We start from the raw sequence: 24,462 nt of genomic DNA, 5'->3' as shown, positions 1-24,462 counted from the left end.
TTTGCCTCCCTTTGTTCTATCTGTTCCTCCTGTGGCGGTCAGGTTTGCGAGCTCAGCGCCTTGTGCAGATCCCGCTGCAACTGCTGATTGTCGTCTCTTTGCAGCTCCACAATTCCCAATTGCAGTCCCTGCTCGATGGTAAGCGACCCATTCAACATGGCGTTGATGGCGGCTTCACTCAGCAGCATCACCCGGTCTTTTGGGTTTGGGCCGCTGGTGTGCAGCTGGAGCAGCAGAGACTCCTTGCCTCGTACTCTGGACCAGAGTCCTGAGTCGATAAGCAGGATGGAGATACCGCCGCCTACCCCTGCCTGCTGGAGTCGACTTTTGAGAGTTTGGAGCCATGCCTGGCTACGGGAGAAGCCGGCTTCGCCTGTCAGGGCTGCCAAGGGGGGTAACTGCTCACGGCTCACCGCAGTCGCCGTCGCCATGGCAATATTGACCGTGCCGGGCCAGCTCTGTTCGAACGGATTGGGATAAAGGGCATCATAACCACAGCTCTGCCCCATCCCGGGGATGAGGCAGAGCAGGACCATGCATGCGCGCAAGGAGCGTTGCATCATGGCGTCACTATGTTGAACCAGAAGTTGAACTTGTCGAGCAGCGTGACGAAGTCACTGAACTTCTGCTGATCACCCTCGATCTTGATCTCGCCGCTGGCGATCTTCTGCTCCATGGTGCCCTGACCGAGCTGGATATCATCCAGCGTCTTCTTGCTTAGAGTAATGGTCACATCAGGCTTGGCTGCATAGCGGGTGGTGTGGTTCAGCACCGCGTTCTCCAGACTCAGGGTATGTTTCTCCCCGATGTCGGTGAACGCCATGTTGATGACCATCTTCTTGCCCGCCGCTTTCTCGGGATTAATGCGCACCGAGAGATAGTCAAACAGCATGCTGGGACTCATGGCCCGGATGGTATCCGGCGAGGCGGTGACTGTTCCACCAACGTTAGGAACGCCATTGCGCAGCTCATAGGCGCCTTGCAGATAGACGGAGCGCCACGGGCCGGATTCAGCCTGATAGCCCAGCTGCTCCAGTGCATCTGCCAGCAGCAGCTTGCCCTCTGTGTTGTTCGGGTTGGCAAACACCAGATGCTTGAGCACTTCTGCTACCCAGCGATATTCACCCTTGTCGAACGAGGCCTTGGCTTTTTTCAGTACCTCCTGCTCGCCCCCCATGAACTCGATATATTTGGGACCGACCATTTCCGGTGGCAGGTTGTCGAGATCGGAGGGGTTGCCGGAGTACCAGCCCATATAGCGCTGATAGACGGCACGGCTGTTATGGCGCAGGGTACCGTAGTAACCGCGGTTCGGCCAGAAGTTGTTGAGCTCGGGGGGAAGGGTGATCTGCTCGGAGATCTCCTCGCCGGTATAGCCCATGTTCATCAGGCGCACTGACTGGTCATGGATGTATTTGTAGAGGTCACGCTGCTTTTTGAAGTAGTCAACGATGTTGGCATTGCCCCAGCGTGGCCAGTGGTGGCTCTGGAACTTGACCTCGGCCTGATCACCCCAGGTTTCGATGGTCTCGTTGAGAAAGCTCGACCATTTCAGTGCATCGCGCACTTGGGCACCGCGCAGGGTGAGGATGTTGTGCATGGTGTTGGTGGTGTTTTCGGCCATCCACAATGCTTTGCTGTCCGGGAACCAGGTGTTCATCTCGGCCGGTGCTTCGGTGCCCGGGGTCATCTGGAAGACCATCTTGACGCCATCGACCGTCAGCGTCTCACCGGTTTTGGTGATAAAGCGGGTCGGCAGCAGCAGCGATGGCACGCCGGCGGAGACGGTCTGCCCCAGACCGCCGTTCACGCTGCCCTGGGCATTGCGCGGCAGCAGGGCGCCATACATGTAGACGGCGCGGCGGGCCATGGCATTGCCGGCGATGACGTTCTCCGACACCGCGTGTTCGGTAAATCCTTCCGGCGCGATGATCTCGACGCCGTTCTTTTTCACCTCGTCCAGCGAGTTGAACAGACCGGCGGCACCGCCGTAGTGATCCACGTGGGAGTGGCTGTAGACCACCGCGGTGACCGGGCGCTCCCCTTGGGTCTTGTTGATGAAGGCCAGCGCCGCCTTGGCGGTTTGCGGGGAGATCAGTGGATCGAACACCACCCATCCCTTGTTGCCCTCGATAAAGGTGATGTTGGAGAGATCAAAGCCGCGAATTTGGTAAATCTTGTCGGTGACCTTGAACAAGCCGTACTGCATGTTGAGCTGGGCGTTGCGCCACAGGCTCGGGTTGACGGTGTCAGGGGATGTCTTGTCGAGCCCGATGTAGGTCTTGTACTGCTCCAGATCCCACACCACGTTGCCCTTGTCATCCTTGATGGTCAGGGTCTCCGGTTTGGCGATAAAGCCACGCTGGGCATCCTCGAAATCCTGCTTGTCATTGAAGGGCAGGGTGGTGAGCACCTGCTGGTTTGCCTTGATGGTAAATTCGCTAGCCGGTTTGGGATTGATGACTGCCCAGGCGGGTTGCAGAAGCAGGGTGCCGGACAGCAATAAAGTGACGACCGTGGGTGCTGAAAACCTTGGTTTCATCAGAGTTACTCCAGAGGTAGTGGTGTTGGGCGGCAGGGCTAAGTGTAGTCAGGAGATTGCAGCCTGCCGTATTTGAAATTGCCAGGCATAATTGGCAAGGTATGTCAGAACTGGTAATTGAACTCCAGTCGATAGGCGGCTTCCTCAATTCCGGCAATATTGTTCCAGTTGATGAAAGTTCTGAAGTTAAGTCGCCCTGAATATTGATAGGAGAGTGCGACCTCGTGATACAGTGCGGCACTTTCGCCATCACCGAAGGCATTCTCTTTATAAAATTCTGAGCCTGAAAGGGTACTGGCAAACATAGGATTGTAATTCAACCACCACTTTTCATTAAGAGTCAGTTTGCTATACATGCCGACGAGATAAAAAGTGCCAGGAATAGTATAACCGGCATCGATCTGTTTACGATTGCTATCAATATATTGATTCATTGATATATTGGCGCCAATTCCAGCCAGAGGATATAGCTGAAGCGGGCCCCAGGCCGGCAGTGCTTTAATCAGGCTATAGGAGACAGATGCGTTCTGTTCGGCCAGATAACTTTCATCAAAGTTGTAGATGATATCCAGCTGGGTGCCGAGGCCGCTCTCGGTATTGATGGTAAAATTGCGCAGCCGCAGGCTGTCGAGGGAGTTGTCACGATTTTGATGATCAGACCAGCCCAGGCCTTCACCCATGACTCCTTTTGCCTCGATGATATTCATAGCCCGTTTGTTTTGGCTACCGCTGTCATATTGGTTGCCGAATTTCAGATTGAGACCATCGTCGCTAATGCCGCTTCCCCATTGGCTATATACCGCAAGTGGGTCAGACATATCCTGTAATGATGCCGAATTGTCTGGTGATTTGGCGATGGCAGGCATAGCTATCCCTATACATAGGGGCAGGAGTATTTTTTTCATCATGTTGTGGTGTTTTTATTTTGGTTGGTGAATGAGTGTCATCAGAAATGTGATTAATCGATGACGTTGATACGACATCAATTAATAGTGTGGCATCTGACAATCATCTTTATATAAGAAAGAGAGGATGCATCACTTTTTACACGCAGTTAGCGTAACGTGTTCGGCATCCCCGATCATTGCAGTTCGCAATAATCAATCGTTAAGCAGGCGTTAAACCATAGCGATTGGGTTCAGCTGTGGTGAGAAGTTGTAACTGTTGAATAAGCCAGCTGAGTGCGGGGTCTCGTTTTGCACTCTGATGCCAGTTGATGTAGACGGGGCAGGGGGCTGAGTCCCAGGGGAGAGGAAAGTCCTTGAGGGCAAGTGGCTGGCGCATCATGGCCAGATGCCATTGGCTGGTGACACAGAGCCAGTCGGTCTGACTGACCAGAGAGAGCGCTGTCAGCAACGCGTTGCTTTCATAGGCGATTTTGCGTGGTGACAAGTTCTTGCTGGTCAGGCTGCGGATCACCCAGTCATCTTTGCGTCTTACGTCCCATACCACGTGTTCTTCAGCAAAGAAGGTTTCGAAATCGAGTTGATGTTCAATGCGGGGATGGGCTGCACGGCACACCACTCTGAGCTCCAGATTCAGCAGTGGCTGATTCAAAAAGCCGCTCTCTTCCAATGCTGTGCTGGCCAGTATCAGGTCGATATTGTGCTGGCGAAGGGCTTGTTGGCGAAGGTGCTCCTCATAGAGCCCGGGGACTGATTCGACGCGGCAGTGAGGTGCTGTTGCGGCGAGATGGGCAAGGAGTCTGGGTAGCAGGAGCAGATCCAGATCCGGATGGCTGGCGATGCGAAAGACGCGCTGACTGGTGCCGGGATCAAACTCCTGATTGAGTTGCAGGGAGCGCTCCATGGTATTGAGGGCTGTGCGGATCTCCCTGTGCAGGGCGAGGGCCCGGCTGGTTGGAGTGATCCCGCGCCCTTCCCGTAGAAATAGTGGCTCGCCAATCTGGTCGCTAAGGCGGCGAATGGCCTGGCTTATCGCTGCAGGGGTCATATCCAGGCTGCTGGCTGCTGTTGATACCCCTTTTTCGGTCATGACGCGATCGAAGATCCGAAAAAGGTTGAGGTCTATGTGTGGACTCGCCATCAAGTCATCCTGTTTTTATCCCGTTTACCCGGTATGTTGGTAAAACAGCCGATATCTTCCATTGTTGCTGTCATGACTGACGGGAAGCTTAACAGCTCTAAAACAGCGTCATTACTTATCATGATTCAAGCTGTTGCGAGCATCCTTTCAGTTTCTTGATAGACGTCGTTACACATCTTGATTTGTATCAAGATACTCGGCCGTCGGTTGTCTTACGGTCAGAAGTGATGTTGTGGAGATGTAACAAAAGGATGTGCATATGGAACTGAAAAGGGACCCGAGATGCTATACCGACGTCTGTATCGACGGTAAGTGGTATCACTACGACCACTGCAGCACCAACGTCTATATGCTGATGGGAGGCGCCGCGCCGAGCCTTCAGCTGGCCTATGAGCCGAGCAGCGAAGAGGAGCTGATCGAGATGCTCCAGCAGCTGGGGCGCTTCTGACTTACCGAATTGATATCTTGCCATATGGCCATCGGGCGCGTTGCCACGATGGCCACTACTCTTCACCGCTGTACCTTATCTCAGCGGTTTTTATTGCCCAATAACCCCTTGCCAATCTCCAGCATGGCGACGGCCGCGGCGTAGCTGCTATCGGACTTGCCTATCTCATCCGCCACATAGAGAAAATTGGATTGGTACTTCTCGACGGCCTCCTGTGGAGTGGTCGCGTCAATAAAGTCCTCCTCCACCTCGAATCCTTGGGTCAGCAGTGCCGCCTTTTCACTCAGAAAAGTCGGAGATGCCATGTCGATAAAGGTGTATTGCTGCCGATTGGACGCCGGAATGGTAAAAAACTGGTATCTGGCCATGGGTAAATCCTCGCTTGAAGCGGGTGATAGATGACGTGACGCTGGTTTTAATCTGTGGTTCGCAGGCGGCTTGGCTTCCCTCGACATCATCGATAGTGCGTGTCAGGAATGCCGCATTTTTGTTTTCGTTCGAGACTACTTTGTTGGCGTTTGCCCGGCAAGTGGGCCGCAGAGATTTTCTGGATGATCCGTGCAACCGAGATGTTGTGGGCAGGGGCGAGACCGGGATAATGCCGGGCTCACGTTGAGCCCGGCTTGTCAGCGCTCTGTTACAACACGAAGCTCTGTACCATGGCGCGCAGCTGTTCGGTGAGCTGGTGGATCTGGCGGGCGGCATCGCGGGCGGCGTTGGCCACTTGCAGCGCCTCGTCACTGCCATCGGAGATGCGCACCACGTTGCGTTCGATCTCGTTGACCACGGCGCCCTGCTGCTCGATGGCGCTGGCGATGATGGCGTTGGTATCGACCATTCGATCCACCTTCTCGGTGATGGCGCCAAAAGCCTGCTTTGCCTCCTGTGCCAGCCCGACCCCCTCCTGCGCTTCATGGCTGGCCGCCGACATGGCGGTGACCGAGGCGCGGGCACCGGATTGCAGCTGTTCAATCATCTGCTGGATCTCGACGGTAGCCCCCTGGGTGCGGTTGGCAAGAGATCGCACCTCGTCGGCCACCACCGCAAAGCCGCGACCCTGCTCACCGGCCCGGGCCGCTTCGATGGCAGCGTTGAGGGCCAGCAGGTTGGTCTGTTCGGCGATGCCACGGATCACGCTGATGACGCCGCCAATCTGGCTGCACTGCTGTTCCAGCTGGCCTATGGTGTCGGCGGTGCGCAGCACTTCGCGGTTGATATGGTCGATTGCCTTGATGGTGCGCTCCACCACATCCTCGCCCTGACCGACCACGTTCTGCGCCTCCTGGGTCATGCGGGCGGCTTGCAGGGCGTTGCCCGCCATGTCTTGTGAAGTCGCAGCCAGCTCCTTGATGGCGGTAGCGACCTGATGGGTCTCCCCTTGCTGATCGGCAATCACCTCCTGCGAGCGGCAGGTGCGGGCTTCGATGTCGGTGGCGCTCTCCACCACGGTGACGCCATTTTCCCGCACTCGCCGCATCAGGGTGCGCAGGGTCTCCAGGGTCACGTTGTAATCCCGGCTGATGGCGGCCAGTTCGTCCTGACCGACGATCTCGATATGCTGGCTGAGATCCTGGGCGTTGACCCGGGCGGCAATATCACGCACTCGCGCCACGGTTTCGCGCAGGGAGAGATAGGCGCCGATCATCAGGTAGAGGTAGAGCAGCAAGCTGGCGGTCAGCGGCGCTGTGACCCACCAGAAGTGGCGTTGGTTGGCGGCCAGCCGCTGACGCAGATCAGCCTCCAGCCGCTGGCGTACCTGGCCTGCCAGCGCGGTGATAGCCTCGTCCATCTTATCCCCCAGTGCCTGCACCTCCTTGGTGGAGAGCTGCACCAGCTGATCCTTCATCATCTTGTCTTCCATGGTCTCGACCCCCTGACGCACCAGCTGTATCAGGGCATCAGTTTGCTGACCCAGCTCGGCGCGGTAGGCCGGTTCGATCTGGTAGAGCAGAGTCAGATCGGCCTCCAGCTCTTGCAGAGTGGCGCTGATCAGGTCGAGACGAAAACGCAGGCCGCTGTAGCCCTCGGCCTGAAACAGGCCGAAATCGGCGATGGTGGCGGCGCGATCCCGCACCTGAGCCAGCAGGTCGCGCAGCTGCGGCAACCGCTCACTGGCGAGGATCACCATGTAGTAGGTACCGAGCGCCGGATCCTGGATCAGGCTGCTACTGGCAGTAATGTGCTTGTAGAGGTGGCGTACCTCGGTCAGCAGCTTGTCGTGGCGCAGGTTGCTCTGCTCCACCTCCAGCTTGCCCGCTTCACTCTGCAGGGCGGCCCAACCCTGCTGGATCACCTCAAAGGAGGGGTTGTTCTGGCGGGTGTCGGCAAAGGCCTGCAGGCTCTGCTCCACCGCTTGTGCGGCCGCCTTGAGCTGATCGTCACCGACCGGATCCACCTCATAGGCGTGGCGGGTCATCAGATTGCGATGGGTGAGCAGGGCCTGTTCGATGGCGGGAATAGGGGCGAGATTGACCACTCCCGCCAGCTCGCGGTTGGCCTGGACGTTGTCATCCTGCAGCCGCCCCAGCAGATTGGCCATGCTGTAGGCCAGTGGCAGCAGCATCAGGCAGGACCAGAGCAGGAATTTGTATTTGAAGGAGAGCTGATTGCCCAGCCGGATGGCAGGGTTGAAAATCCATTTCATGTTAAGCCTCGATACCTGAGTGCGGGCGTGAGTCGTGTTGCCTGAATAGTACTCCGAGCGGCCACCCTTGGGTGATGGCCGGTTGCAAGTTGTGATCCCCTTGGCTTTTTGTTCTGTTACCAGCGCAATAGCAATGAAAACGGGCCACCCGAAGGTGGCTCGTCTGTTGGCAATTTGGTTTTCAGGCCAATCAGTTGAACGCCAGGAAGGGCGAGACACAGAGCAGCAGGCCGGTGACGATGATGATGTAGAGGGAAGTGCCCTTGTACTTGTGGAGCGCCGGAACCTGATAAACCAGATAGGCCGGGATAAGGCAACCCACCATACCGAAGATGGGGCTGCAGATGGAGGTGAAGCTCAGCACCGGGGCGTTGAGCACGATGGCCCCCCAGGAGAGCATGACGGTAAACACCATGATCCCTTTGCCCACCAATTCCTTGTTGATGCGGTTTTCCGGCAGCACCCGGCGCAGCAGGTTCATCGCCAGCCCCTGACAGGCTTCACGGAAGCCCAGATAGACGCCGAAGTAGGCGGTCATTACCGCAAAGATGTTGAGGGTCAGGCTCAGGAGCTTGAGGGTCTGGCCGGGCATTCCTTGGGCTACCATGGCCAGTGCAGAGATGTTCTCCTCGGAGGCTTTGACCGCCTGATCGTGACCCATGGCCAGGGTGAAGGAGACCGCGTAGAAGAACACCACCACGAACAGGATGCCGAAGGCGATATTCATGGCACGCATCGCCTTGAAGCGGGCCACTTCCAGCGACTTCTCCCGCGAGCGGTAGGAGATCACCATGGGGCTCAGGCTCTGGATAAAGAGGATGGAGGTGAGGGTAAAGGGCAGCATGATGATGGCATCCTTCATCCAGTCACCGGCAGCGGGCATGGCGGTGATGTTGGCCGCATCCCACTTGTCCACCATCATCAGGCCGAGCACGGCCACCACGCTGATCTTGGTCAGCACCATAAAGGTGGAGATCTTGAACAGCAGGTTTTCGCCGCGCGAGGCCAGTGCCACCAGACCGCAGATCAGCACCAGACCGTAGAGCTGGTTTTCGGAGAGCAGGCCGTCGGTGACGCCGAAGCTCTGCAGGAAGGAGGCGCTGTCATTGGTGATGGCGGTGGAGTAGACGAAGACCCAGATCACCAGCATCACGAAGTAGAGGGCGCCGAGCAGCACACCCCAGTTCTTGCCGAGGTAGCCGGTGATGACGCTGGGGTAATCCTTGCATTCGGGCGAGGTGGCCAGGGTGTTGATAAAGAGGCGCTGGAACATGTACATGGCGGGGTAGCCGATCACCGCCGAGAGCAGAAAGACCCACAAGCCCATCAGACCCACCTGTACCGGCAGGAAGACGATCCCTGCGCCGATGGCCATGCCGATGCTCATGATGATCCAGCCCCAGTCGGTGCTGTCGAAGCGAACTGCTTCTCTCCATTCCAGCGTGCCCATCACGGGGCTGGCGAGTGTAGTGCTATGCGCGTCCATTAAAACCTTCTTTTTTGTAGGGATGTGGGAAAGCGGCGCAAATATAGTTGAATGAAACTGTCATAAACAATGCCCATAAGAGTACTTTTGTTCAAATCAAGATGGTGATCACGGTTTATATTGAGGCCGAAAGGTGCCTTTAAACGCCACTTTTGTATCTTTTTGTTGAATGGATAAAATAAAAAGCAAATAATGTTGAACGAAATGAGATTCATGATTGCAAAAAAAATTGCACAAACAGGAGTGGCTATATGAAACGCATCATCACAGCAGCAGCGGCACCTGACGCTATCGGTCCCTACAGCCACGGCACTGCCTATGGCGACCTTATCTTTACCTCCGGTCAGTTGCCGGTCTGCAAGCAGCAGGGTGGTGTGGTGGAAGGGGGCATTGCCGCCCAGACCCGCCAGTCACTGGAAAACCTGAAATCCGTGCTGGAAGCCGCTGGCGGCTCGCTGGATACCGTGCTCAAAACCACCTGCTACCTCGCCGAGATCAGCGATTTTGCCGCGTTCAACGAGGTCTATAAAGCCTATTTCCAGAAAGATTGTCCGGCGCGCAGCTGCTTCGCAGTGAAGGATCTGCCGATGGGCGTCAAGGTTGAAGTGGAAGCGATCGCCCATATCGCTCGTTAATGCTGATAAAAAGGTTCAAGTGATGAAACAAGCGTGGCAGCAGTATCTGCAGATTATTCAACAGGTTGTCAAACCAGCGCTGGGTTGTACCGAGCCAATCGCCGCCGCCTATGCCGCGGCTGTCGCCGTCCGGCAACTGGGCTGTGAGCCCGGTCGCCTCGAGGTTGCGGTGTCGGACAATCTCTATAAAAACTCGATGGGTGTTTATGTGCCGGGCACCGGCAAGATCGGTCTGGCCATTGCGGCCGCGGCCGGTGCCATCGGCGGTAACGCCGACGCCGGGCTGGAGGTGCTGGCCGCGATCCAGCCAGCACAGGTGGATCGTGCCCAGCAGCTGATCGATGCCGGCAAGGTGCAAGTGAGCCGCACCGCCGCCCCCGAGTTTATCTTCTGCCGCGTGACAGTTTATGGCACTGATGACAAGGGTGAAGAGCACAGCGCCGAAGTGACCCTGTGCGGCGGTCATACCCGCATCGTCGAGCAGCGCCGCGATGGTGAAGTGACCTTCACCGCCGATCAGAGCCAGGGCGGTGCCACCGGTTCCATCTGCGATGGCGTCGATATCAGCATCGCCGCAATCTACGAGTTCGCCACCCAGGTGGAGTTCGAGCAGATCAGGTTCATCCTCAAAGCCTCCGAGCTCAACGGCAAGCTCTCCGCCGAGGGGATGAACAACCCCTATGGCCTGGAGATTGGCCGCACCATGCAGCAGAACATCAATGCCGGTCTTATCGGCGAGGATGTGATGAACCGCATCGTGATGATGACGGCGGCTGCCTCCGATGCCCGCATGGGGGGCGCGACCCTGCCAGCCATGAGCAACTTTGGCAGCGGCAACCAGGGCATTGCCGCCACCATTCCGGTGATGGTGATTGCCGAGCGCTTTGCGGCCAGCGAAGAGCAGCTGGCTCGCGCCCTCATCATGAGCCATCTGGGCGCCATCTATATCAAGTCCCACTATCCGCCGCTGTCGGCCTTCTGTGGCAATACCGTGACCAGCGCGGCCGCCTCCATGGCCATGGTTTATCTGGCGGGCGGCAGCTTCGAGCAATCCTGCTTCGCCATCCAGAACGTACTGAGCGACAGTGCCGGTATGGTATGTGACGGGGCGAAAGCCTCCTGCGCCATGAAGGTGAGCACCTCCTCCGGCGCGGCGGTGCGCGGTTTCCTGATGGCCCTCAACAGTCACTCGGTGTCGGGGCAGGGGATCGTCGCCGGCGACGTGGATCAGACCATCCGCAACGTTGGCCAGATGGTGAAGGAGGGCATGTCTGCCACAGACAGCACCATTATTGATATCATGTCCGCCTGATGTCCCTGTCGGTTGCTGCCCGGCGCACATTGCCCGGCAGCAACCCTTGCAAGAAGGTCCCATTGTGAAGCTGCAAGAGTTGAGTCCGAGCGATTTTGAGATCCTCAAGTCGATGGAGAACATAGTGGATGGCATCGCCGCCATGTATGGTCAGCACACTGAAGTGCTGCTCCACAGTCTGGATGCGCGCAATCCCTCGATCGTCAAGATTGCCAACGGCCATATCACCGGCCGCAGTGTCGGCGCCCCCATCACCAACCTGGCGATGATGAAGCTCAAGAGCGGGCAGGATATCTCCAGCCCCTACATGACCAAGTGCGCCACCGGCAAGACCCTGCGCTCCATCACGACCGTGATCCGCAACGGGGAGCACAGGGCCATCGGGTTGCTCTGCATCAACAGCGACATGGATGCCCCGTTGCAATCTGTGCTGCGCACCATGATGCCGGAGTGCATGCATCCCCACGAGAGCCATGCCACCCCGGAGGTGTTCGCCCGCAACATCGACGAAGCGCTCAACAGCACCATAGATACCGTCAGTGCCGAGGTGCGCGGCAACGAGGCGGTGCCTCCGTCCCAGAAGACCCGGGTCATCGTCAACCAGCTGCACGACATGGGGATCTTCGAGTTAAAAGACAGTGCCCAGATTGCGGCGCGCCAGCTCGGGATCTCGGTCCACTCCATCTACCGCTATCTGCGGGAGATCAAGAAGGGTTGAGCCGGTTTAATCTGGCCTAATTGGCAGCAAACGGGTCAGCCCTGACCCGTTTTTTACGCCCGTTTTAGCCTCTCTGTTTGGGCCGTCCCTCGGGCTCATCTGTTATCATCTTCCCCCTTTGTTTTTCTATCTCTCTGAACGTGCTGGAGAAATCATGTCTCGACTCATCTATCTGCTGCGCCACGGCCAGACCCGCTTCAATGCCGAGCAGCGTCTGCAGGGGCGTTGCAACTCCGATCTGACCGACAAGGGCGAGGCGCAAGCCATCGCCATGGGGCGGCGCCTTGCCGCCGAACTGGCGGATCCCGCCCGCTGGACCGTCTATGCCAGCCCGCTTGGCCGTGCCCGTCAGACTGTGCTGCTGGTGTGTGAGCAGCTGGGGCTGACGGCAGATCGCATCGTCTGGGACGACCGGTTAATGGAGCTGGGGATGGGGGAGTGGGAGAGCTGCCAGATCCCTGCGCTGCGGCTTGCTCACCCCGAACTCGATACCGGCAAGGGGGACTGGTATCTGCAGGCACCGGGTGCCGAGAGCTTCGAGAGCATTCAGCGCCGGGCACACCAGTGGTTGCAGGATCCTGCCATCGCCGAGCGGGCCATCGTCATCTCCCACGGTCTGCTCGGTGCCATGCTACGTGGCGTCTATGCCGATCTCGACTATGAGGCGACCTGGTCACAGGAGTTGCCGCAAGATGCCTTCTATAAGCTGCAGGATGGCCACATCACCCGCATTGCCTGCTAGTTGCCGTGAGGTGGCACCATGGCATGGACCATGATTGCCACCTTCGTGTAACCCACCACCAAGAATGAAAAACCGGGAGCTGGTGAAAACAAGTGGGAGATGGCGGGACAAACTCAGGAATGGCGGGGCTTGTGGCGTGATGAGGTTAAACCAAGCCGTTTAAGCGCAAAATGAAAAATTGGTACGCTCGGCCGATTGGGATCTGCTGAAAATGAAAAACAGGCTGGCCGCCTGTTTTTTCTTTTTGTGTGACAGTCAGTGGTTTAAATCCAGGTTTAAGAGCTGCACAAGTGAGATAGCCTCACTTGTGAGCGTGTCTCGTTAAAAGAAGTCGTGCCCGGCCCAGACTACCTTGCCGATCACGGCCAAGTTCTCCAGCTGATTGGCGGGAACGACCTGCAGGGGGTAATCATCGCGGTTGTCGCTGATGATAGTGATCCCGCCATCGAAGTTTTTCTGCAGGCGCTTGGCGTAGAGCTCTTCCCCCAAGCGCAACACGAAGATGGATCCATCTTCGATCTGATTCTTGCTGATATCGACCAGGATAGAGTCACCAGAGTGGATGGTGGGCTCCATGCTGTCGCCTTTGGCGAAGACCACCACCAGGTTATCCGGGTTTAACTTGCGAAACGTGAGCCACTTGCGGCGAAAGGCCAGCTTGCGTTTAACCTCATGATCATCGTTAAACGCACCATGGCCGGTACTGACGGTGACATGGTAGCCATCGATCAGCGCGTACTCCTCATCAAACTCCTCACGTTGCACCATCTGCTCGGCCGCTCCATCGGGGTGTTTCGGGCCCTGACCGGTGGCCAACCACTCCAGATTCACATTGAACGTCCGCGCGATGCGCAGCGCCTTGTCGATGGTAGGCAGTGAATTAAACGGAGGGAAGTATTTGCGCATCCCCGACTCACTCATCCCCACCAGTTCGGCAAATGCCTTGTAGCTCAGGCTCCCCCGCAGCTCATCCAGACGGTCACTCAAAGTATCCATTCCCGCCGTCAGAAAAGATACCTCACCGTCTTTTTGTGCTGCTTGTGGTTTTTCTTCATAACGCTCTGACATACAAGGAATTCTCGGCTAGTGGCTAGTGGCTAATGCTGGTGAGTCGATAGACAAAAAATTCCGCACAAAAAGACTAGTCAATCTTTTTGGGGTGATCAATCATTCATATGTGACGCATTGAGACATAAAATCATTCTTTTATGAATGATAAAGATACGCACTGCGACACTTGATGATACCGAAACGGGGTGAGTATGTCAGGGAAAACACCAGAGTGGATCAGGGCTGAGCTCATAAAATGCGGATATTCCCAAGCAGCTTGGGCCCGCGCTAAAGGGTTGCACCCCCGAGCCGTACAGCGTTGCATCAAACACTATGCACCGGCCAGAGGGATTAGCCCCAAGCGTCGGGAAAGCCGCGCCATCATGGCCCTGCTGTCCGAATCGCTGGGGATCGATCTGCTGGGAGGTGACCAATGAGCACCTGGTACACCGCCCAGGCGCTGGCCGGATTGGTCGGCATGCCCGCTTACCCCGATGGTGTGCGCAAAAAGGCCGAGCGTGAAGAGTGGCAAAGCCGCAAGCGCGAGAAAGGCAAAGGGGCCGAATACCACATTGGCTCACTGCCGATTGAAACCCGCCGTTACCTGGCAGAACAAGCGGTGGCCGCACAAGGTCATGCGGTGACCGACCATGCGGCGGGTGGCAAGGCCATGGCCAAGTTGCTGGCGCGCGAGGTGCCGGTCAAACCGGAGGCTGGCCGCAAATTGCTGACTTTGGGGGAGGGGCCTCGCCAGAAGGTCGATGCCAGACTGCTGATCCTGCAGGCCGCCGATATCTTCCTGGCCCCCTATCACGCCTGCCAGCAAGGGGAGGTAGGTCGCCGCGCCTTTATCGAGGCATACCGTGCCCGCACTCTCGCCCTGCCTGTCAGCGTTTATGAAAGGCAAAAGCCATTCAGTCTGATCACCCTGCGCCGCTGGCAAAGTGTGCTGGCGGATGAAGGCCCCGCAGCCCTGGCTGGCAACTATCAGCGGGAGCGGCCATCAACCGTCGAGCAGAGCCCGGATCTGGCCCAGTTTCTCACCGCACTGGTCACCACCAAGCCCCATCTGGCCAATAAGTGGGGGGCGCTGCACGAACTGGCCAGCCAATACAGCGACATGAATCAGCTGGGATGGCAGATCCCCAGCCAATCCTCCTTGCGTCGCTGGATGGTGAAATGGTTGGCAGAGAACAAGGTGGCGTTTACCTATACAACCAACCCGGATGCCTACAACAACAAATACCGCAGCGCGATCGAGGAGATGTACCCCTGGATGGCCCTGCCCAACGACGTGTGGGAGTTCGATAGCACCCCGGTCGATGCCATGTTGGTGGATGGTCGCCACAGCATCATCGCGGTGATCGACGTGTATACCCGTCGCGTTCGTCTGCTGGTGGCCAAGAGCTCATCGAGTGAAGGGATCTGCCTGTTGCTGCGCAAGACCCTGCTGGCTTGGGGCACCCTCAACGATAACGGCGTGATGCGCACTGATAACGGCTCTGATTACGTGAGCCAGCGGGTCATGTCCATCTGCACTCTGCTTGGTATGAACGTCAGCCGCTCCAACGCCTACTCAGGCTGGGAAAAACCCCATATCGAGCGCTTTTTCCGCACCTTGAGCCATGGCCTGATCGAGCTGTTGCCCTCCTATATCGGCCACTGCGTGGCAGACCGTCAGGTGATCGAGGCGCGCAAGAGCTTTGCCCAGCGGCTGGAGGAGAAGCGCAAACCGGATGCGCAAAAAGAGATCTACGAGCTGGCCATGACGGCCGCAGAGCTGCAAACCCTGCTCGATAACTGGCTCGATGCCCGTTACCACAACCGCAAGCACAGTGCCCTCGGGGTCAGCCCCAATGAAAAGTATCAGCTGGCCCGTTATCAGCGCCGCGCCATTCCCGATGAAGCTGCGCTGGATCTGCTGCTCAACCATATCGGCGAGGCAACCGTCTCCAAAGGTTTTATCAAGGCCGGTGGCCTCAAATACAGCGCCCCCGAACTGTTGGAGCACAACTGGAAGAGTCAGCGGGTCAGCGTCTTTCTCGATCCGTGCGATGTGGGCCGCGCCATCTTGTACCGCACCGGCGATTGGAACGAGCGGATCGAGGCCATCAACATCGACCTGCTGGGCAATGGCATCAGCCCCGATGCCTTCCGGGCGGCCAAAAAAGCCGATGCCAAGGCGTTGGCCAGCTTTCGCCGCGAGATGCGCAACCTTGCCAAGACCTTAGGCATCGACCAGCTCCATCAGGATGTGGTGCGCCACTTCGTCGATCAGGCCAAGGGTATTGAAGCGTTCAGTCGGCGCGATCTCACCCTCGATAACCAGGCATTGGCCGCGCTCACCGGGGTCTCAACGCCCGCTGAACCCGCCCGTTTCAATGCGGCAGAACTGGCCGCCATAGAAGCCAGACGAGAAGCGAAAGCACAGCGGGCGCAAGCCACCGCAGGGCAGGAATCGAGAGCACTCAAGACCGAGTATGAGCAAGCCATCTATCTGGCAGAGCGGGAGCTGGATACCCCGCTGACAGAGCGGGAGAAGGAGTGGCTGACCCGATACCTCTACAGCCACAAACTGATGGCAAAACGCATTAACCGCCATCTGGATGAAGTTCGGGCTACCCGCCGCACCCAGGCAAAAGGTTAGCGAGTAGCCCGAAAAGGCCCAAAAACAAAGGACAAACCCACTATGAAACACAAGATCGTTGAAGTCAAAAACATGATCAAGACCGAGCAGCTGCTCGACAACTTGCTCAACCGCTCCAGCATCGTGCCGGGCATTGGCCTGATCCACGGCCCCTCCGGCTTTGGCAAGACCACCGCCGTGGAATGGCTGTTCAACCAGGACGAAGTGAACGGCATCTATGTCCGCTGCTACAAGGCCGACACGGTGACCAGCCTGCTGGAGCAGATTGCCAAAGAGATCGGCATTCCCCAGCGCCATAACCTGCGTGCTCAGGTCGATAGCATCATCGAATCCGTCCGTGCCGAAGAGCTGGCCATCTTCGTGGATGAGGCCGATTACGTGGTCGGCAATGCCCGCATCATGGAGACCCTGCGCGATATCTACGATGCCACCGAACAACCCCTGATCCTGGTCGGTATGGAAGAGATCGCCCGCCGCATCAGCCAGCGCAAGCAACTGTTTAACCGCATCTCCCAGTGGATCGAATTCAAACCGGCCGATCTAGATGACGTGTCCCTGATTGCCAGCGAAATGCTGGAGGTGGACGTGGAGATCGACGATGCACTGCTGGATCTGATCCGCAAGCGTTCCAACGGCGTGGTGCGCACTATCGTCTCGGCCCTCGACAAGATTGAAAAAATGGCGATGGCCTCTGATGCCCGGATTATCCGGCTGGAGGACGTTGACGCCAGCGAGTTGCTCCATGACGTGCGTCGCAGCCGCTAGCCGTCAGGCTACAGCCAATAAAAACAAAGCACGGGAGGGATTCCAGTGGTTGATACAAAAGCAACGCTAATGACGTTGCAAGCCTGGGAATGGATGTGCCAGCAAGAGACTTTTCTGATCAAGGACGTGATCGCCGTGACGGGAATGTCGGAGGCACATATCTACAAGGTCGTGCGTGACTGGTTGGCCGCTGGCCACCTCATTAAACACCCGGACGGCGTGGTATCCCGCCCGGCCTATTTCAAAGTGGTTAGCGCCCAATACGTGCCACCGATTGGCAAAAGCAGTGGCCAGAAGCGGCCAAAATGCCGGAACAAGCGCAAAACCAATCAACAGAAAATGTGGAACACCATGAAGATCAGCCGCTTCTTCACCCTGACAGACCTGATGTTGACGGCAGAGACGGGTCAGAAACAAGCCTGGTTTTACACCGATAGGTTGGTGAAAGCCGGTTACGTCAAAGTGCTGTTCAAAGTTGACAGTTTGCTGCCTGTACCCGCCAGACACGGCCTGACAGGACGCTATCAGCTGGTCAGGGATACAGGCCGTTATGCCCCGCTGTGTCGTGACCATGGTTGCTGGGATCAAAACCAGCAGCAGTTATACCCGTACCAGCGGGAGGAGGAGACACATGGAAACGTGGCTTGAGGTGTTGCAGGCCGAAGTGGCGGCCAGCTCGCTGGCCCAGGTGGCCGAGAAGCTCGGGCTCTCTCGCACCACCATCAGCCAGGTCTGCAACGAAAAGTATCCCGGCGATATGGCAAGGGTACAGACCCTGGTGGAAGGGGCCCTGATGGGCAACAAAGTGAGGTGCCCCATCCTGGGGGATATCCCGGCGCATCAGTGTCTCGCTCACCAACGCCGAGGCCCCAGCGAAGTGGGCAGCAGTCCGATGGATATCAAGCTCTGGAAGGCATGCCGCAGCGGTTGCCCCCATAGCCAGCTGACCGAGGCGCAGCAACTTCGCCGCCCGATGCGGTTATCAGTAGAGCAGGGCAAAGGGTCGCAGAAAACGGCTCGTTATGACGCCGAGGCCACCCTCTCGAGATTGCGCCGACAGGCCAAAAGCGATGGCGACAATGCCAGCAGCAGCCTGCGCATTCTAAGTGAATTGCTGGCCGAAGAGCTGAAAATCATGGCCATCAAATACAACCGGCTGCTCGACAAGCAAGAAGGCAAATAAGGGGTGGTGGGGCTCTTTCGCGGTGGGCCCGGTGACGAGATCACAAGGAGAACGGGATGAAAAAGCATCTGCACAGCAATTTGCAAAAGACCGCCGAGCAGCTCAGCCACTGGTTGACGGCCAAGGGATATGACGTTCGCACCAGTCGGGTTTGCCATACCCCGCTGCTGGCGGTCACCGGGCCACTGCCCAAAGAGATGCAGGCGCGCGCCGTGTTAAGCCGTGAATGTCTGGCGGGCGTGGTGCGTGAAGTCGCCCTGGTGCGCTTTGGCGGCTGCCTGCTCCACTGGCGCCAAGAATTCTGAAACCGGCAAGGGGGATGAGATGAGCAAGATCCAGCTTGAGATAGAAGACGAGGCGCTGGCGCGGGTGGTGCTGCGCCAGTTACCCAAGTTTCTCGAATTCTGCAGCGCGACCCATCAGGAGGAGCTGGCGAGCGCGACAGCAAAGCAACACAGCGCCGTAATGTGCCCTCCGGTGCCCGGCAGCAACAAGATCCATTAAGGAGAAGTCCATGCAAGAAGCACAAACCAGCAGTACCACCCCGATGCGCCAGAACGCCCAGGGACACTGGGTACCGGAAAACCTGATCGCCCCGGCAGACAAGCTGCGCGACGAAGTGGTGCTGGCCATTATCGCGGCAGCTCGCGAGCAACGCGCACAGCTGGCCGCCTTCAAGATTGGCGCCATGCAACAGATTGCCGACTTTGTGGATCTCTCCGCAGAGCAGTACGGGGTGGCGTGGGGCGGTACCAAGGGCAACGTGACCCTGCTCAGTTTTGATGGTCGTTACAAGCTCATTCGGGCTGTGGGGGAGCACCGCAAATTTGATGAACGGATCCAGGCCGCCAAAGCGCTGATTGACCAGTGCATCGCGCGCTGGAGCGATGGCGCCAGCAGCGAGATCCGCGCTCTGGTAGACCATGCCTTTCGGGTATCCAAGAGCGGTCATATCGACGTGAATCAGGTGCTCTCCCTGCGCCAGCTCAATATCGATGACCCGGATTGGCTGCTGGCCATGCAAGCCGCTGTCGATGCTATCCAGGTGACCGGCACCAGCCAATATCTGCGGCTCTACGAGCGTGACGCTCACGGGCGTTACATCCAGATGAGCCTGGATCTGGCCAAGGTATAGGGAGGAGGCGTGATGGAAATCAACGTGGAAAAAGCCGAAGAGCAACTGCTGCTCTGTGAGCAGATCACCGAAACCGAGGGCACCTGCTACCCCGACGACACCTATGAGGATGGCATCAAGGCCGCCTTGCTCTGGGCGCTGGGGCTGGGGCCTGCCCCCCTCAATGCCGAGGAGTATCAAGGGGTGACGCCACTGCAGTTCGATTAATGGCCTGATGCGAAACGGGGCGGCATTGCCGCCCTGTCTATCCGGTGTGGTGGCCGGGTACTGATGAGCAACCAAACGATCTGGGCCCAGGTCTTCACCGTCTTGATACAAGGAGCACGGCGATGACCAAAACAGAGATGGATATTCGGCTTACCAAGATATTCAGCAGCGCAGCCATTGCACTGGTAGCGGCTGACAAACGGGCTGTGTGCAAACAGCTCAAACAGTTTGATAAAGAGGCGCGCGCCCGTGGTTTTCACGCACTGGCCGGAGAAGCCTGCCAGATGCGCTGGCAACTGGTGGCCGAACTGCAGCAGGCCAAATCGGCCAGAGATTGTGGCGGGGTACACGAAACCGGGGATCGCCATGGCCATCTATAGCCCCCTTTTGGCCCCCCATATTTTGGCTCGCCGCCTGCAAAGCGGTCGGGCCTGCATCACCGAACTGGGGCTGGAGCAGCGCTGCCCCCGTTGTGGCGAGTTCTGGCCATGGGATACCGAATTTTTCGGTTTGGCGAGTGATGCCTCCGGGCTCTCAAGTTGGTGCAGAGGGTGCCTCAATGAACACTACCAACAGCTGAGAGGGGCCGGGCAGCACCATAACAGCAAGGCGGAACGGGGAGGGGGTAGCTGATGGACAAGCGCAGCAGACTGATCCGGTTGGTACAGGTGGGGCGCCGAGCGTTGGCGCTCGATGACGAGTGTTACCGCGACTTGCTGGCCAGCCATACCGGCAAGCGCAGCGCCGCCCTGTTAAGCGAACAGGAGCTGGAACAGGTGCTGGCTGCCTTCAAGGCGGCAGGCTTTATTCCCAAGCCTGCTCGCCATGCAGCCAACAGACGGCTGAGCCCTGCGGCCGGTAGCCACATCAGGGTCAATGAAATTGCCAAGATCAGGGCCATCTGGTGTGAGATGGCCCGCCTTGGCATCGTCAGGGATGGTTCGGAAACCGCATTAAACCACTGGGTTCAACGGATGACGGCCCGTTTAAACGGCGGGGTAGGGGTGGCCGAGGTGGGCTGGCTGGATGCGCCTCTGGCAGTCAAAGTGCTGGAGGCGCTGAAAAAGTGGTCACAGCGTTAACTGTGCGAGTGGTTACTTATTTGATCTGGGAACTTGCAAAGTGGGTAAAACAACTCTGGGTAATCTCATCCGTTCACATTGGGAACAGAGATATTCTCTCCAGTAAGGCCAGACATGATAGCTAGCGTTTTGCAAAGAAAACGCATCTATGCAGTCTTGCGATAGTGCAGTCTTGACTTGATATTCGGCAACAAAGTCAGCTTCGATGATGGCCTTGATTTGAGGCTCACTTTCTTCGTCATGTTCACCCTCTGCAACAGGTTGAATCCAGCGAGTGCCCATACGGATAAAGACTCGCAGCAGGTCTTGCCCTCCATCCAGCGTCAATAACTGGCTTTGTTCAACAATATGCATTTGCTGCACCTGCAATAAATCCATATCGCCGAAGTACTTTGGATCAAAATCATCAAGGCAAGCTGCATGTGAGGAATGCAAGTAGACGTCGTTGATAACAAGAGCATCAATGGCCTCTTGCAGTACCTTGTTGGCCTTAGCCATAACTAACCTCATGCTGGAAGCTACGTTTGGTCTTGATGACCGCTTGCTGACGTCCGGCGTTTGCCATATCGATAGCAACTATCTGCCATGGATCTTGCGCTTGATACACGACCCCTGCATCTCGTCTCAGTCGTTGTAGAACCAAGGGCATCTCATCAGCAAGTCTCAATAACTTGTCCATTGCTTCAGACTGGATGACATCATCCGCTTCATACTTGGAAAATGCGACAGGACCGCCACCAAATACACGAGCAGCGGTTTCTTGGGTCATTCCCCAGCTTTGCCGCAAGGCCCGTACTTGGGCTCCAGTGAGGAGACCCATCACCATTTTTCTAAACGCCAGTGTGTCCCGTTTGTTGTGCCGTAAGTCGGCAGCAGTTGCCTGCTCACTACCGCAAGCGTCACACACAGAGTAGTGGCTTGGGCGCATGGCAGTGTGACCCATGTATTCGACTTCGATATCTTCAATCTGATGATGCAGATGGCCCGATTCGCAAATCGGGCATACGGTTGCAGCCATCTTGAACCTCCTAGCGTGTAGGTACGTGGGCCGATACCAACAGTAGTATCTTGCCCGTTTTACCTATCGCGAACTTGATGTAGTACTCCACGCGCAAATCCCTGTGCGCGTACTCATTCCACTCATCTCGGCCTAATTGGTATGCGTCACAAGCAGCCCAAGGGCCAGTTGGGCGTTGTACACACCATTGAGAATTGAGGTACCGCCCATGCTGCAGTGTGTCACGCAGCAACTGTTGAATATCAGCCTCGTCAAACGCCAATCCTTGCAAGTCACTCTTGCAATCTCTTGTCCATGGGATAGTGCTCCCGCTTGACAACACTGCCAGCACATCGGCTGGGTTATAAAGGGGACCTGCTAGACGACGCTCGGCATCAGATGCGCCCTCTGCGGGTGGTTGCCCTGTGTAGGCACTGACATTATTTACCATTATGGTAACTTTTTTCCACTTATTCTTTGATGAAAGGGTGTGCAGCTCACAAAACATACCCGTGCGAGGCTAGATGACAATACTATCATAATGGCTGGGGGGGCAGTGGGTTCTACCCCGGATGTTTGAACTACATTCGCCAGCATCTTGTCTAGTCACTCCACCGCGCCAACAAGCGAGCCAGAAAACCGAGCAGCCCTGAATGGTGTTGGCTCGGTTCCAGTTCCGTTGCCAACAGCTTGATACCTGCAATCAAGAGACCTAACCATAGGAATGCCATTCCAACGCACTCAGACCAATGTAGTCTGCGCGCAACAGCTTGGAAGGCCATGGTTCGGAGATCCAAACCGGTTGTGAGCTGAGGGATTTCTTGAATCTTGCTGATGATCCATGCGGGTAGTAGCCAGTAGAAAAGCCCATATCCGATCATGCCCAGCATTAGAGAACACCACCAGGAACTCATCAGTATAGTGCTGGCGGTGCCGGTAATAAGCGACTGGTTTCTCCGTCGATAGTAACGTCGTGCCATTTCCCATCCTTGGTGTAAGTCAGCAGGTCAATAGAAGCGATTTCTGAGAGCTTTCAGGCGAGTGTGGGTGAGATAGATGCCACTGACCATAATCATCAGGCCGATAAATGCCAGCGCAGCCCAGATCACACGAAAAACTGCTGCGGGTGCTATGTGAAGGTGCAACGTTCCCTCCGCAAATTGCATCGGGTCTGGTTGGAAAAAGCCGGGGATGATCATCAGCAGCAAGCCAATCACAGTGCAGGCATAGGCAGGGAAGAAAGCTGCTGGCGCCATATCCAGCATGACCATCATATCGAGCAGCCACTCTTTAAAGCGTTCATTCCATTTCATTCGTCTCAATCTCCCTTTGATAACGAGGGACTCAGTATGCGCTAAAAAATGTGCGCATAAAATGGCCTGTGTTCTAATCGGCGCACCGCTTTTTCTGTTTTGCCGGGGGAGTCATGGAACAGCATCAGGATCTCTTTGCCGATGATCACGCTTCGCTGGGGCAGCTGGTCGATCGCCTCGATCAGATCCCGGCCTCTGAATTGACGGCTAAATGGCCCAAAGCCCTGAGTGAGCTGGTCGATGTGTTGGCCTGCGAGTTGATCAGAGGGGGGATGGCACAAGAACAGGCCAAGGCTCAGGCCCGCAAGTTAGCACTGGTACAGGCCCATTATATGGGGGGACGTGCCTACTACATCCCCACCGGGGAGCATCTCAAGGCTGCGCTGCGTGATCGGGCCATCTGGGATGAGTTCAATGGGCGCAATATCGATCAACTTGCCCGCAAGCACGGGCTGTCGGTGCCGCAGACCTATGCAGTAGTGGCCGAACAGCGGCAACTGACACGGCTGCGGCATCAGTCTGACCTGTTTGGTCATGAATAAGGAGACGACTAATATCCAAGATAAACCCCGTTGTGGCGGGGTTTATATGTTAGTTAATTTAGCCAACCTTGTTTTTCTTATAGTTAGCCAAGTGTGGTGAGTAATTTGATATGTCACTATAGTGTGTAATCTTGTCAATTACGTCAACACTATGCTTTAGCTTCATGTTGATAAATAAAAAAACCATCATCAGGGCGGAAAATATTAAAGATATCAAAAGTAGCATGAAGCCTTGCAGGGAAAAAAGTATGTCCCAAAAAGCTGACAATGAAAGAGTTATATCCTTTCCTTGTTGCCAAGGAAGAAAACTTAATGGGTAGATGACACCCACAAAAAAAAGAATCAATACAGCTACTATGGAGCTAGTTACTAGATTCACTGAATCTACGCCACTTTTTAATTCCGCACATAACGCTTCGTTCTTTTTCGCTTGGCGCTCAATCTTTATGATTAGTTGATCAATCATTTCTCTTTCCTCACCTAAATTGTTATTTAAATTAACAAGTGGGGGTGTAGGCAGTGTTAATGGTAGGCTGAATGTGCTACCAAGTCTTGATCTCATTGCTTCATTTCTTTTTCGTTCAGCCTCTAACTTATCTGATAACTCGGATAATTTATCTTCAATAATAACTTTTACCTGTTCAAGATCATCAAAAGGGGAGAATTTAAATTTTAATATGCATTCATTTAGCAGTGGTATTTGACGCTTACTTAATGCTTCATACTCTATTTTTGCTATTGCCTCATTTCTTTTTGCCTTGTTATACCAATCAAAATAGCGAGTTTTTGCTTCACTCTCGGCAGTTTCTGAGTCAATAAGATGATGTGTAGCTTCATTCTTTAACTTTGAAAAATCAGATTGGTTAGAGATGATTTTGGTGATGAGGAATGCTGCGAATATACCGACAATTGCACCAGAAGTCTGGCTGATAGTGCTAAAGAACACGTTCCAATCCACGAGAGTTCTC

General features: G+C 56.1%; 29 protein-coding genes and 1 other RNA gene. 17 read left to right on the top strand and 13 right to left on the bottom strand.

Annotated features, from left to right (window positions below):
* Positions 1-38: 38 nt before the first annotated feature.
* From A9G06_RS11955 to A9G06_RS11940, 4 genes are all read right to left on the bottom strand, one after another.
* Entirely contained in the window at positions 39-563 is a 525-nt protein-coding gene (locus tag A9G06_RS11955; RefSeq protein WP_069555381.1) for a hypothetical protein, read from the bottom strand.
* Complete coding sequence (locus A9G06_RS11950) at positions 560-2,542, bottom strand: alkyl sulfatase dimerization domain-containing protein (protein WP_069555380.1); 1,983 nt, start codon at positions 2,540-2,542, stop codon at positions 560-562. Before A9G06_RS11950 ends, A9G06_RS11955 begins: the two co-directional genes overlap by 4 nt.
* Positions 2,543-2,646: 104 nt before the next feature.
* Complete coding sequence (locus A9G06_RS11945) at positions 2,647-3,408, bottom strand: hypothetical protein (protein ID WP_216093219.1); 762 nt, start codon at positions 3,406-3,408, stop codon at positions 2,647-2,649.
* 241 nt (positions 3,409-3,649) lie between these two features.
* Positions 3,650-4,588, bottom strand: coding sequence for a LysR substrate-binding domain-containing protein (locus A9G06_RS11940; protein WP_069555379.1), 939 nt, complete (start codon positions 4,586-4,588; stop codon positions 3,650-3,652).
* A gap of 259 nt (positions 4,589-4,847) precedes the next feature.
* On the opposite strand from A9G06_RS11940, the gene A9G06_RS11935 reads away from it, so the two are divergent.
* Complete coding sequence (locus A9G06_RS11935) at positions 4,848-5,036, top strand: hypothetical protein (protein WP_005334402.1); 189 nt, start codon at positions 4,848-4,850, stop codon at positions 5,034-5,036.
* 80 nt (positions 5,037-5,116) lie between these two features.
* Here the strand turns inward: A9G06_RS11935 and A9G06_RS11930 are convergent, their stop codons facing one another.
* From A9G06_RS11930 to A9G06_RS11920, 3 genes are all read right to left on the bottom strand, one after another.
* Positions 5,117-5,404, bottom strand: coding sequence for a hypothetical protein (locus A9G06_RS11930; RefSeq protein ID WP_069555378.1), 288 nt, complete (start codon positions 5,402-5,404; stop codon positions 5,117-5,119).
* A 269-nt stretch (positions 5,405-5,673) separates the two neighbouring features.
* Entirely contained in the window at positions 5,674-7,680 is a 2,007-nt protein-coding gene (locus A9G06_RS11925; RefSeq protein WP_069555377.1) for a methyl-accepting chemotaxis protein, read from the bottom strand.
* 190 nt (positions 7,681-7,870) lie between these two features.
* Positions 7,871-9,166, bottom strand: a complete 1,296-nt coding sequence (locus tag A9G06_RS11920) for an amino acid permease (protein WP_083243782.1) — start codon at positions 9,164-9,166, stop codon at positions 7,871-7,873.
* Positions 9,167-9,417: 251 nt separating this feature from the next.
* Here A9G06_RS11920 and A9G06_RS11915 point away from each other — a divergent pair, with 251 nt between their 5' ends.
* The 4 genes from A9G06_RS11915 to A9G06_RS11900 all read left to right on the top strand — a co-directional run bounded on the left by A9G06_RS11915 (position 9,418) and on the right by A9G06_RS11900 (position 12,573).
* Positions 9,418-9,801 carry a Rid family detoxifying hydrolase gene (locus A9G06_RS11915; protein WP_005344164.1) on the top strand — a complete coding sequence of 128 codons (384 nt, stop codon included), beginning with the start codon at positions 9,418-9,420 and terminating at the stop codon, positions 9,799-9,801.
* A gap of 22 nt (positions 9,802-9,823) precedes the next feature.
* The gene (locus tag A9G06_RS11910) at positions 9,824-11,113 is read left to right on the top strand and encodes a serine dehydratase subunit alpha family protein (RefSeq protein WP_069555376.1); all 1,290 of its coding nucleotides are present in this window, start codon (positions 9,824-9,826) and stop codon (positions 11,111-11,113) included.
* A 64-nt stretch (positions 11,114-11,177) separates the two neighbouring features.
* Entirely contained in the window at positions 11,178-11,831 is a 654-nt protein-coding gene (locus tag A9G06_RS11905; protein WP_005334376.1) for a PAS domain-containing protein, read from the top strand.
* Positions 11,832-11,985: 154 nt separating this feature from the next.
* Complete coding sequence (locus A9G06_RS11900; protein WP_069555375.1) at positions 11,986-12,573, top strand: histidine phosphatase family protein; 588 nt, start codon at positions 11,986-11,988, stop codon at positions 12,571-12,573.
* Between the two features lie 321 nt (positions 12,574-12,894).
* On the opposite strand, the gene A9G06_RS11895 is transcribed toward A9G06_RS11900, so the two are convergent.
* On the bottom strand, positions 12,895-13,641 hold the full coding sequence (locus tag A9G06_RS11895; protein ID WP_081318870.1) for a helix-turn-helix transcriptional regulator: 747 nt from the start codon (positions 13,639-13,641) through the stop codon (positions 12,895-12,897).
* Between the two features lie 415 nt (positions 13,642-14,056).
* Here A9G06_RS11895 and A9G06_RS11885 point away from each other — a divergent pair, with 415 nt between their 5' ends.
* The 11 genes from A9G06_RS11885 (at position 14,057) to A9G06_RS11835 (ending at position 20,642) form a co-directional block, all read left to right on the top strand.
* The gene (locus tag A9G06_RS11885; protein ID WP_069555373.1) at positions 14,057-16,270 is read left to right on the top strand and encodes a DNA-binding protein; all 2,214 of its coding nucleotides are present in this window, start codon (positions 14,057-14,059) and stop codon (positions 16,268-16,270) included.
* 42 nt (positions 16,271-16,312) lie between these two features.
* A complete protein-coding gene (locus A9G06_RS11880; RefSeq protein WP_029300291.1) occupies positions 16,313-17,035 on the top strand; it encodes an AAA family ATPase in 723 nt (240 codons plus the stop codon).
* 45 nt (positions 17,036-17,080) lie between these two features.
* On the top strand, positions 17,081-17,683 hold the full coding sequence (locus A9G06_RS11875) for a hypothetical protein (protein WP_139126229.1): 603 nt from the start codon (positions 17,081-17,083) through the stop codon (positions 17,681-17,683).
* Complete coding sequence (locus tag A9G06_RS11870) at positions 17,667-18,218, top strand: transcriptional regulator (RefSeq protein ID WP_041217404.1); 552 nt, start codon at positions 17,667-17,669, stop codon at positions 18,216-18,218. Before A9G06_RS11875 ends, A9G06_RS11870 begins: the two co-directional genes overlap by 17 nt.
* A 56-nt stretch (positions 18,219-18,274) precedes the next feature.
* Positions 18,275-18,523 carry a hypothetical protein gene (locus tag A9G06_RS11865; protein WP_069555371.1) on the top strand — a complete coding sequence of 83 codons (249 nt, stop codon included), beginning with the start codon at positions 18,275-18,277 and terminating at the stop codon, positions 18,521-18,523.
* A gap of 19 nt (positions 18,524-18,542) precedes the next feature.
* Positions 18,543-18,722: a hypothetical protein gene (locus A9G06_RS11860; protein ID WP_069555370.1), complete on the top strand. Its 180-nt coding sequence runs from the start codon at positions 18,543-18,545 to the stop codon at positions 18,720-18,722.
* Positions 18,723-18,732: 10 nt separating this feature from the next.
* Positions 18,733-19,353 carry a DUF3164 family protein gene (locus A9G06_RS11855; RefSeq protein WP_068982150.1) on the top strand — a complete coding sequence of 207 codons (621 nt, stop codon included), beginning with the start codon at positions 18,733-18,735 and terminating at the stop codon, positions 19,351-19,353.
* 12 nt (positions 19,354-19,365) lie between these two features.
* On the top strand, positions 19,366-19,560 hold the full coding sequence (locus tag A9G06_RS11850) for a hypothetical protein (protein ID WP_068982151.1): 195 nt from the start codon (positions 19,366-19,368) through the stop codon (positions 19,558-19,560).
* Between the two features lie 7 nt (positions 19,561-19,567).
* An RNA gene (locus A9G06_RS11845) (hammerhead ribozyme type II) lies at positions 19,568-19,637 on the top strand.
* A gap of 45 nt (positions 19,638-19,682) precedes the next feature.
* Entirely contained in the window at positions 19,683-19,940 is a 258-nt protein-coding gene (locus A9G06_RS11840; RefSeq protein WP_069528798.1) for a hypothetical protein, read from the top strand.
* A 252-nt stretch (positions 19,941-20,192) separates the two neighbouring features.
* Positions 20,193-20,642 (top strand): gp16 family protein, encoded by a 450-nt coding sequence (locus A9G06_RS11835; protein WP_069555369.1) that lies wholly within the window; start codon positions 20,193-20,195, stop codon positions 20,640-20,642.
* A gap of 12 nt (positions 20,643-20,654) precedes the next feature.
* Here A9G06_RS11835 and A9G06_RS11830 read toward each other — a convergent pair whose 3' ends face one another.
* The 4 genes from A9G06_RS11830 to A9G06_RS11815 form a co-directional block, all read right to left on the bottom strand.
* Positions 20,655-21,140 (bottom strand): preprotein translocase subunit SecB, encoded by a 486-nt coding sequence (locus tag A9G06_RS11830; RefSeq protein WP_069555368.1) that lies wholly within the window; start codon positions 21,138-21,140, stop codon positions 20,655-20,657.
* A complete protein-coding gene (locus A9G06_RS11825) occupies positions 21,133-21,660 on the bottom strand; it encodes a type II toxin-antitoxin system MqsA family antitoxin (protein WP_040069956.1) in 528 nt (175 codons plus the stop codon). Before A9G06_RS11825 ends, A9G06_RS11830 begins: the two co-directional genes overlap by 8 nt.
* Positions 21,661-22,241: 581 nt before the next feature.
* On the bottom strand, positions 22,242-22,619 hold the full coding sequence (locus A9G06_RS11820) for a hypothetical protein (RefSeq protein ID WP_069555367.1): 378 nt from the start codon (positions 22,617-22,619) through the stop codon (positions 22,242-22,244).
* Between the two features lie 27 nt (positions 22,620-22,646).
* Positions 22,647-22,952, bottom strand: a complete 306-nt coding sequence (locus A9G06_RS11815; RefSeq protein ID WP_040069953.1) for a hypothetical protein — start codon at positions 22,950-22,952, stop codon at positions 22,647-22,649.
* Positions 22,953-23,065: 113 nt separating this feature from the next.
* Between A9G06_RS11815 and A9G06_RS11810 the strand changes: the two genes are divergently transcribed.
* Positions 23,066-23,494, top strand: coding sequence for a Mor transcription activator family protein (locus tag A9G06_RS11810; RefSeq protein ID WP_069555366.1), 429 nt, complete (start codon positions 23,066-23,068; stop codon positions 23,492-23,494).
* A gap of 58 nt (positions 23,495-23,552) precedes the next feature.
* Here the strand turns inward: A9G06_RS11810 and A9G06_RS21950 are convergent, their stop codons facing one another.
* On the bottom strand, positions 23,553-24,452 hold the full coding sequence (locus tag A9G06_RS21950; RefSeq protein ID WP_139126228.1) for a hypothetical protein: 900 nt from the start codon (positions 24,450-24,452) through the stop codon (positions 23,553-23,555).
* Between the last annotated feature and the right edge of the window lie 10 nt (positions 24,453-24,462).

It is taken from the genome of Aeromonas sp. DNP9 (assembly GCF_001728955.1).
GTDB classification, from domain to species: Bacteria; Pseudomonadota; Gammaproteobacteria; order Enterobacterales; family Aeromonadaceae; genus Aeromonas; species Aeromonas veronii.
Note: the sequence above shows the minus strand (reverse complement) of the source record. Positions and strands in the feature narration are given on the sequence as shown.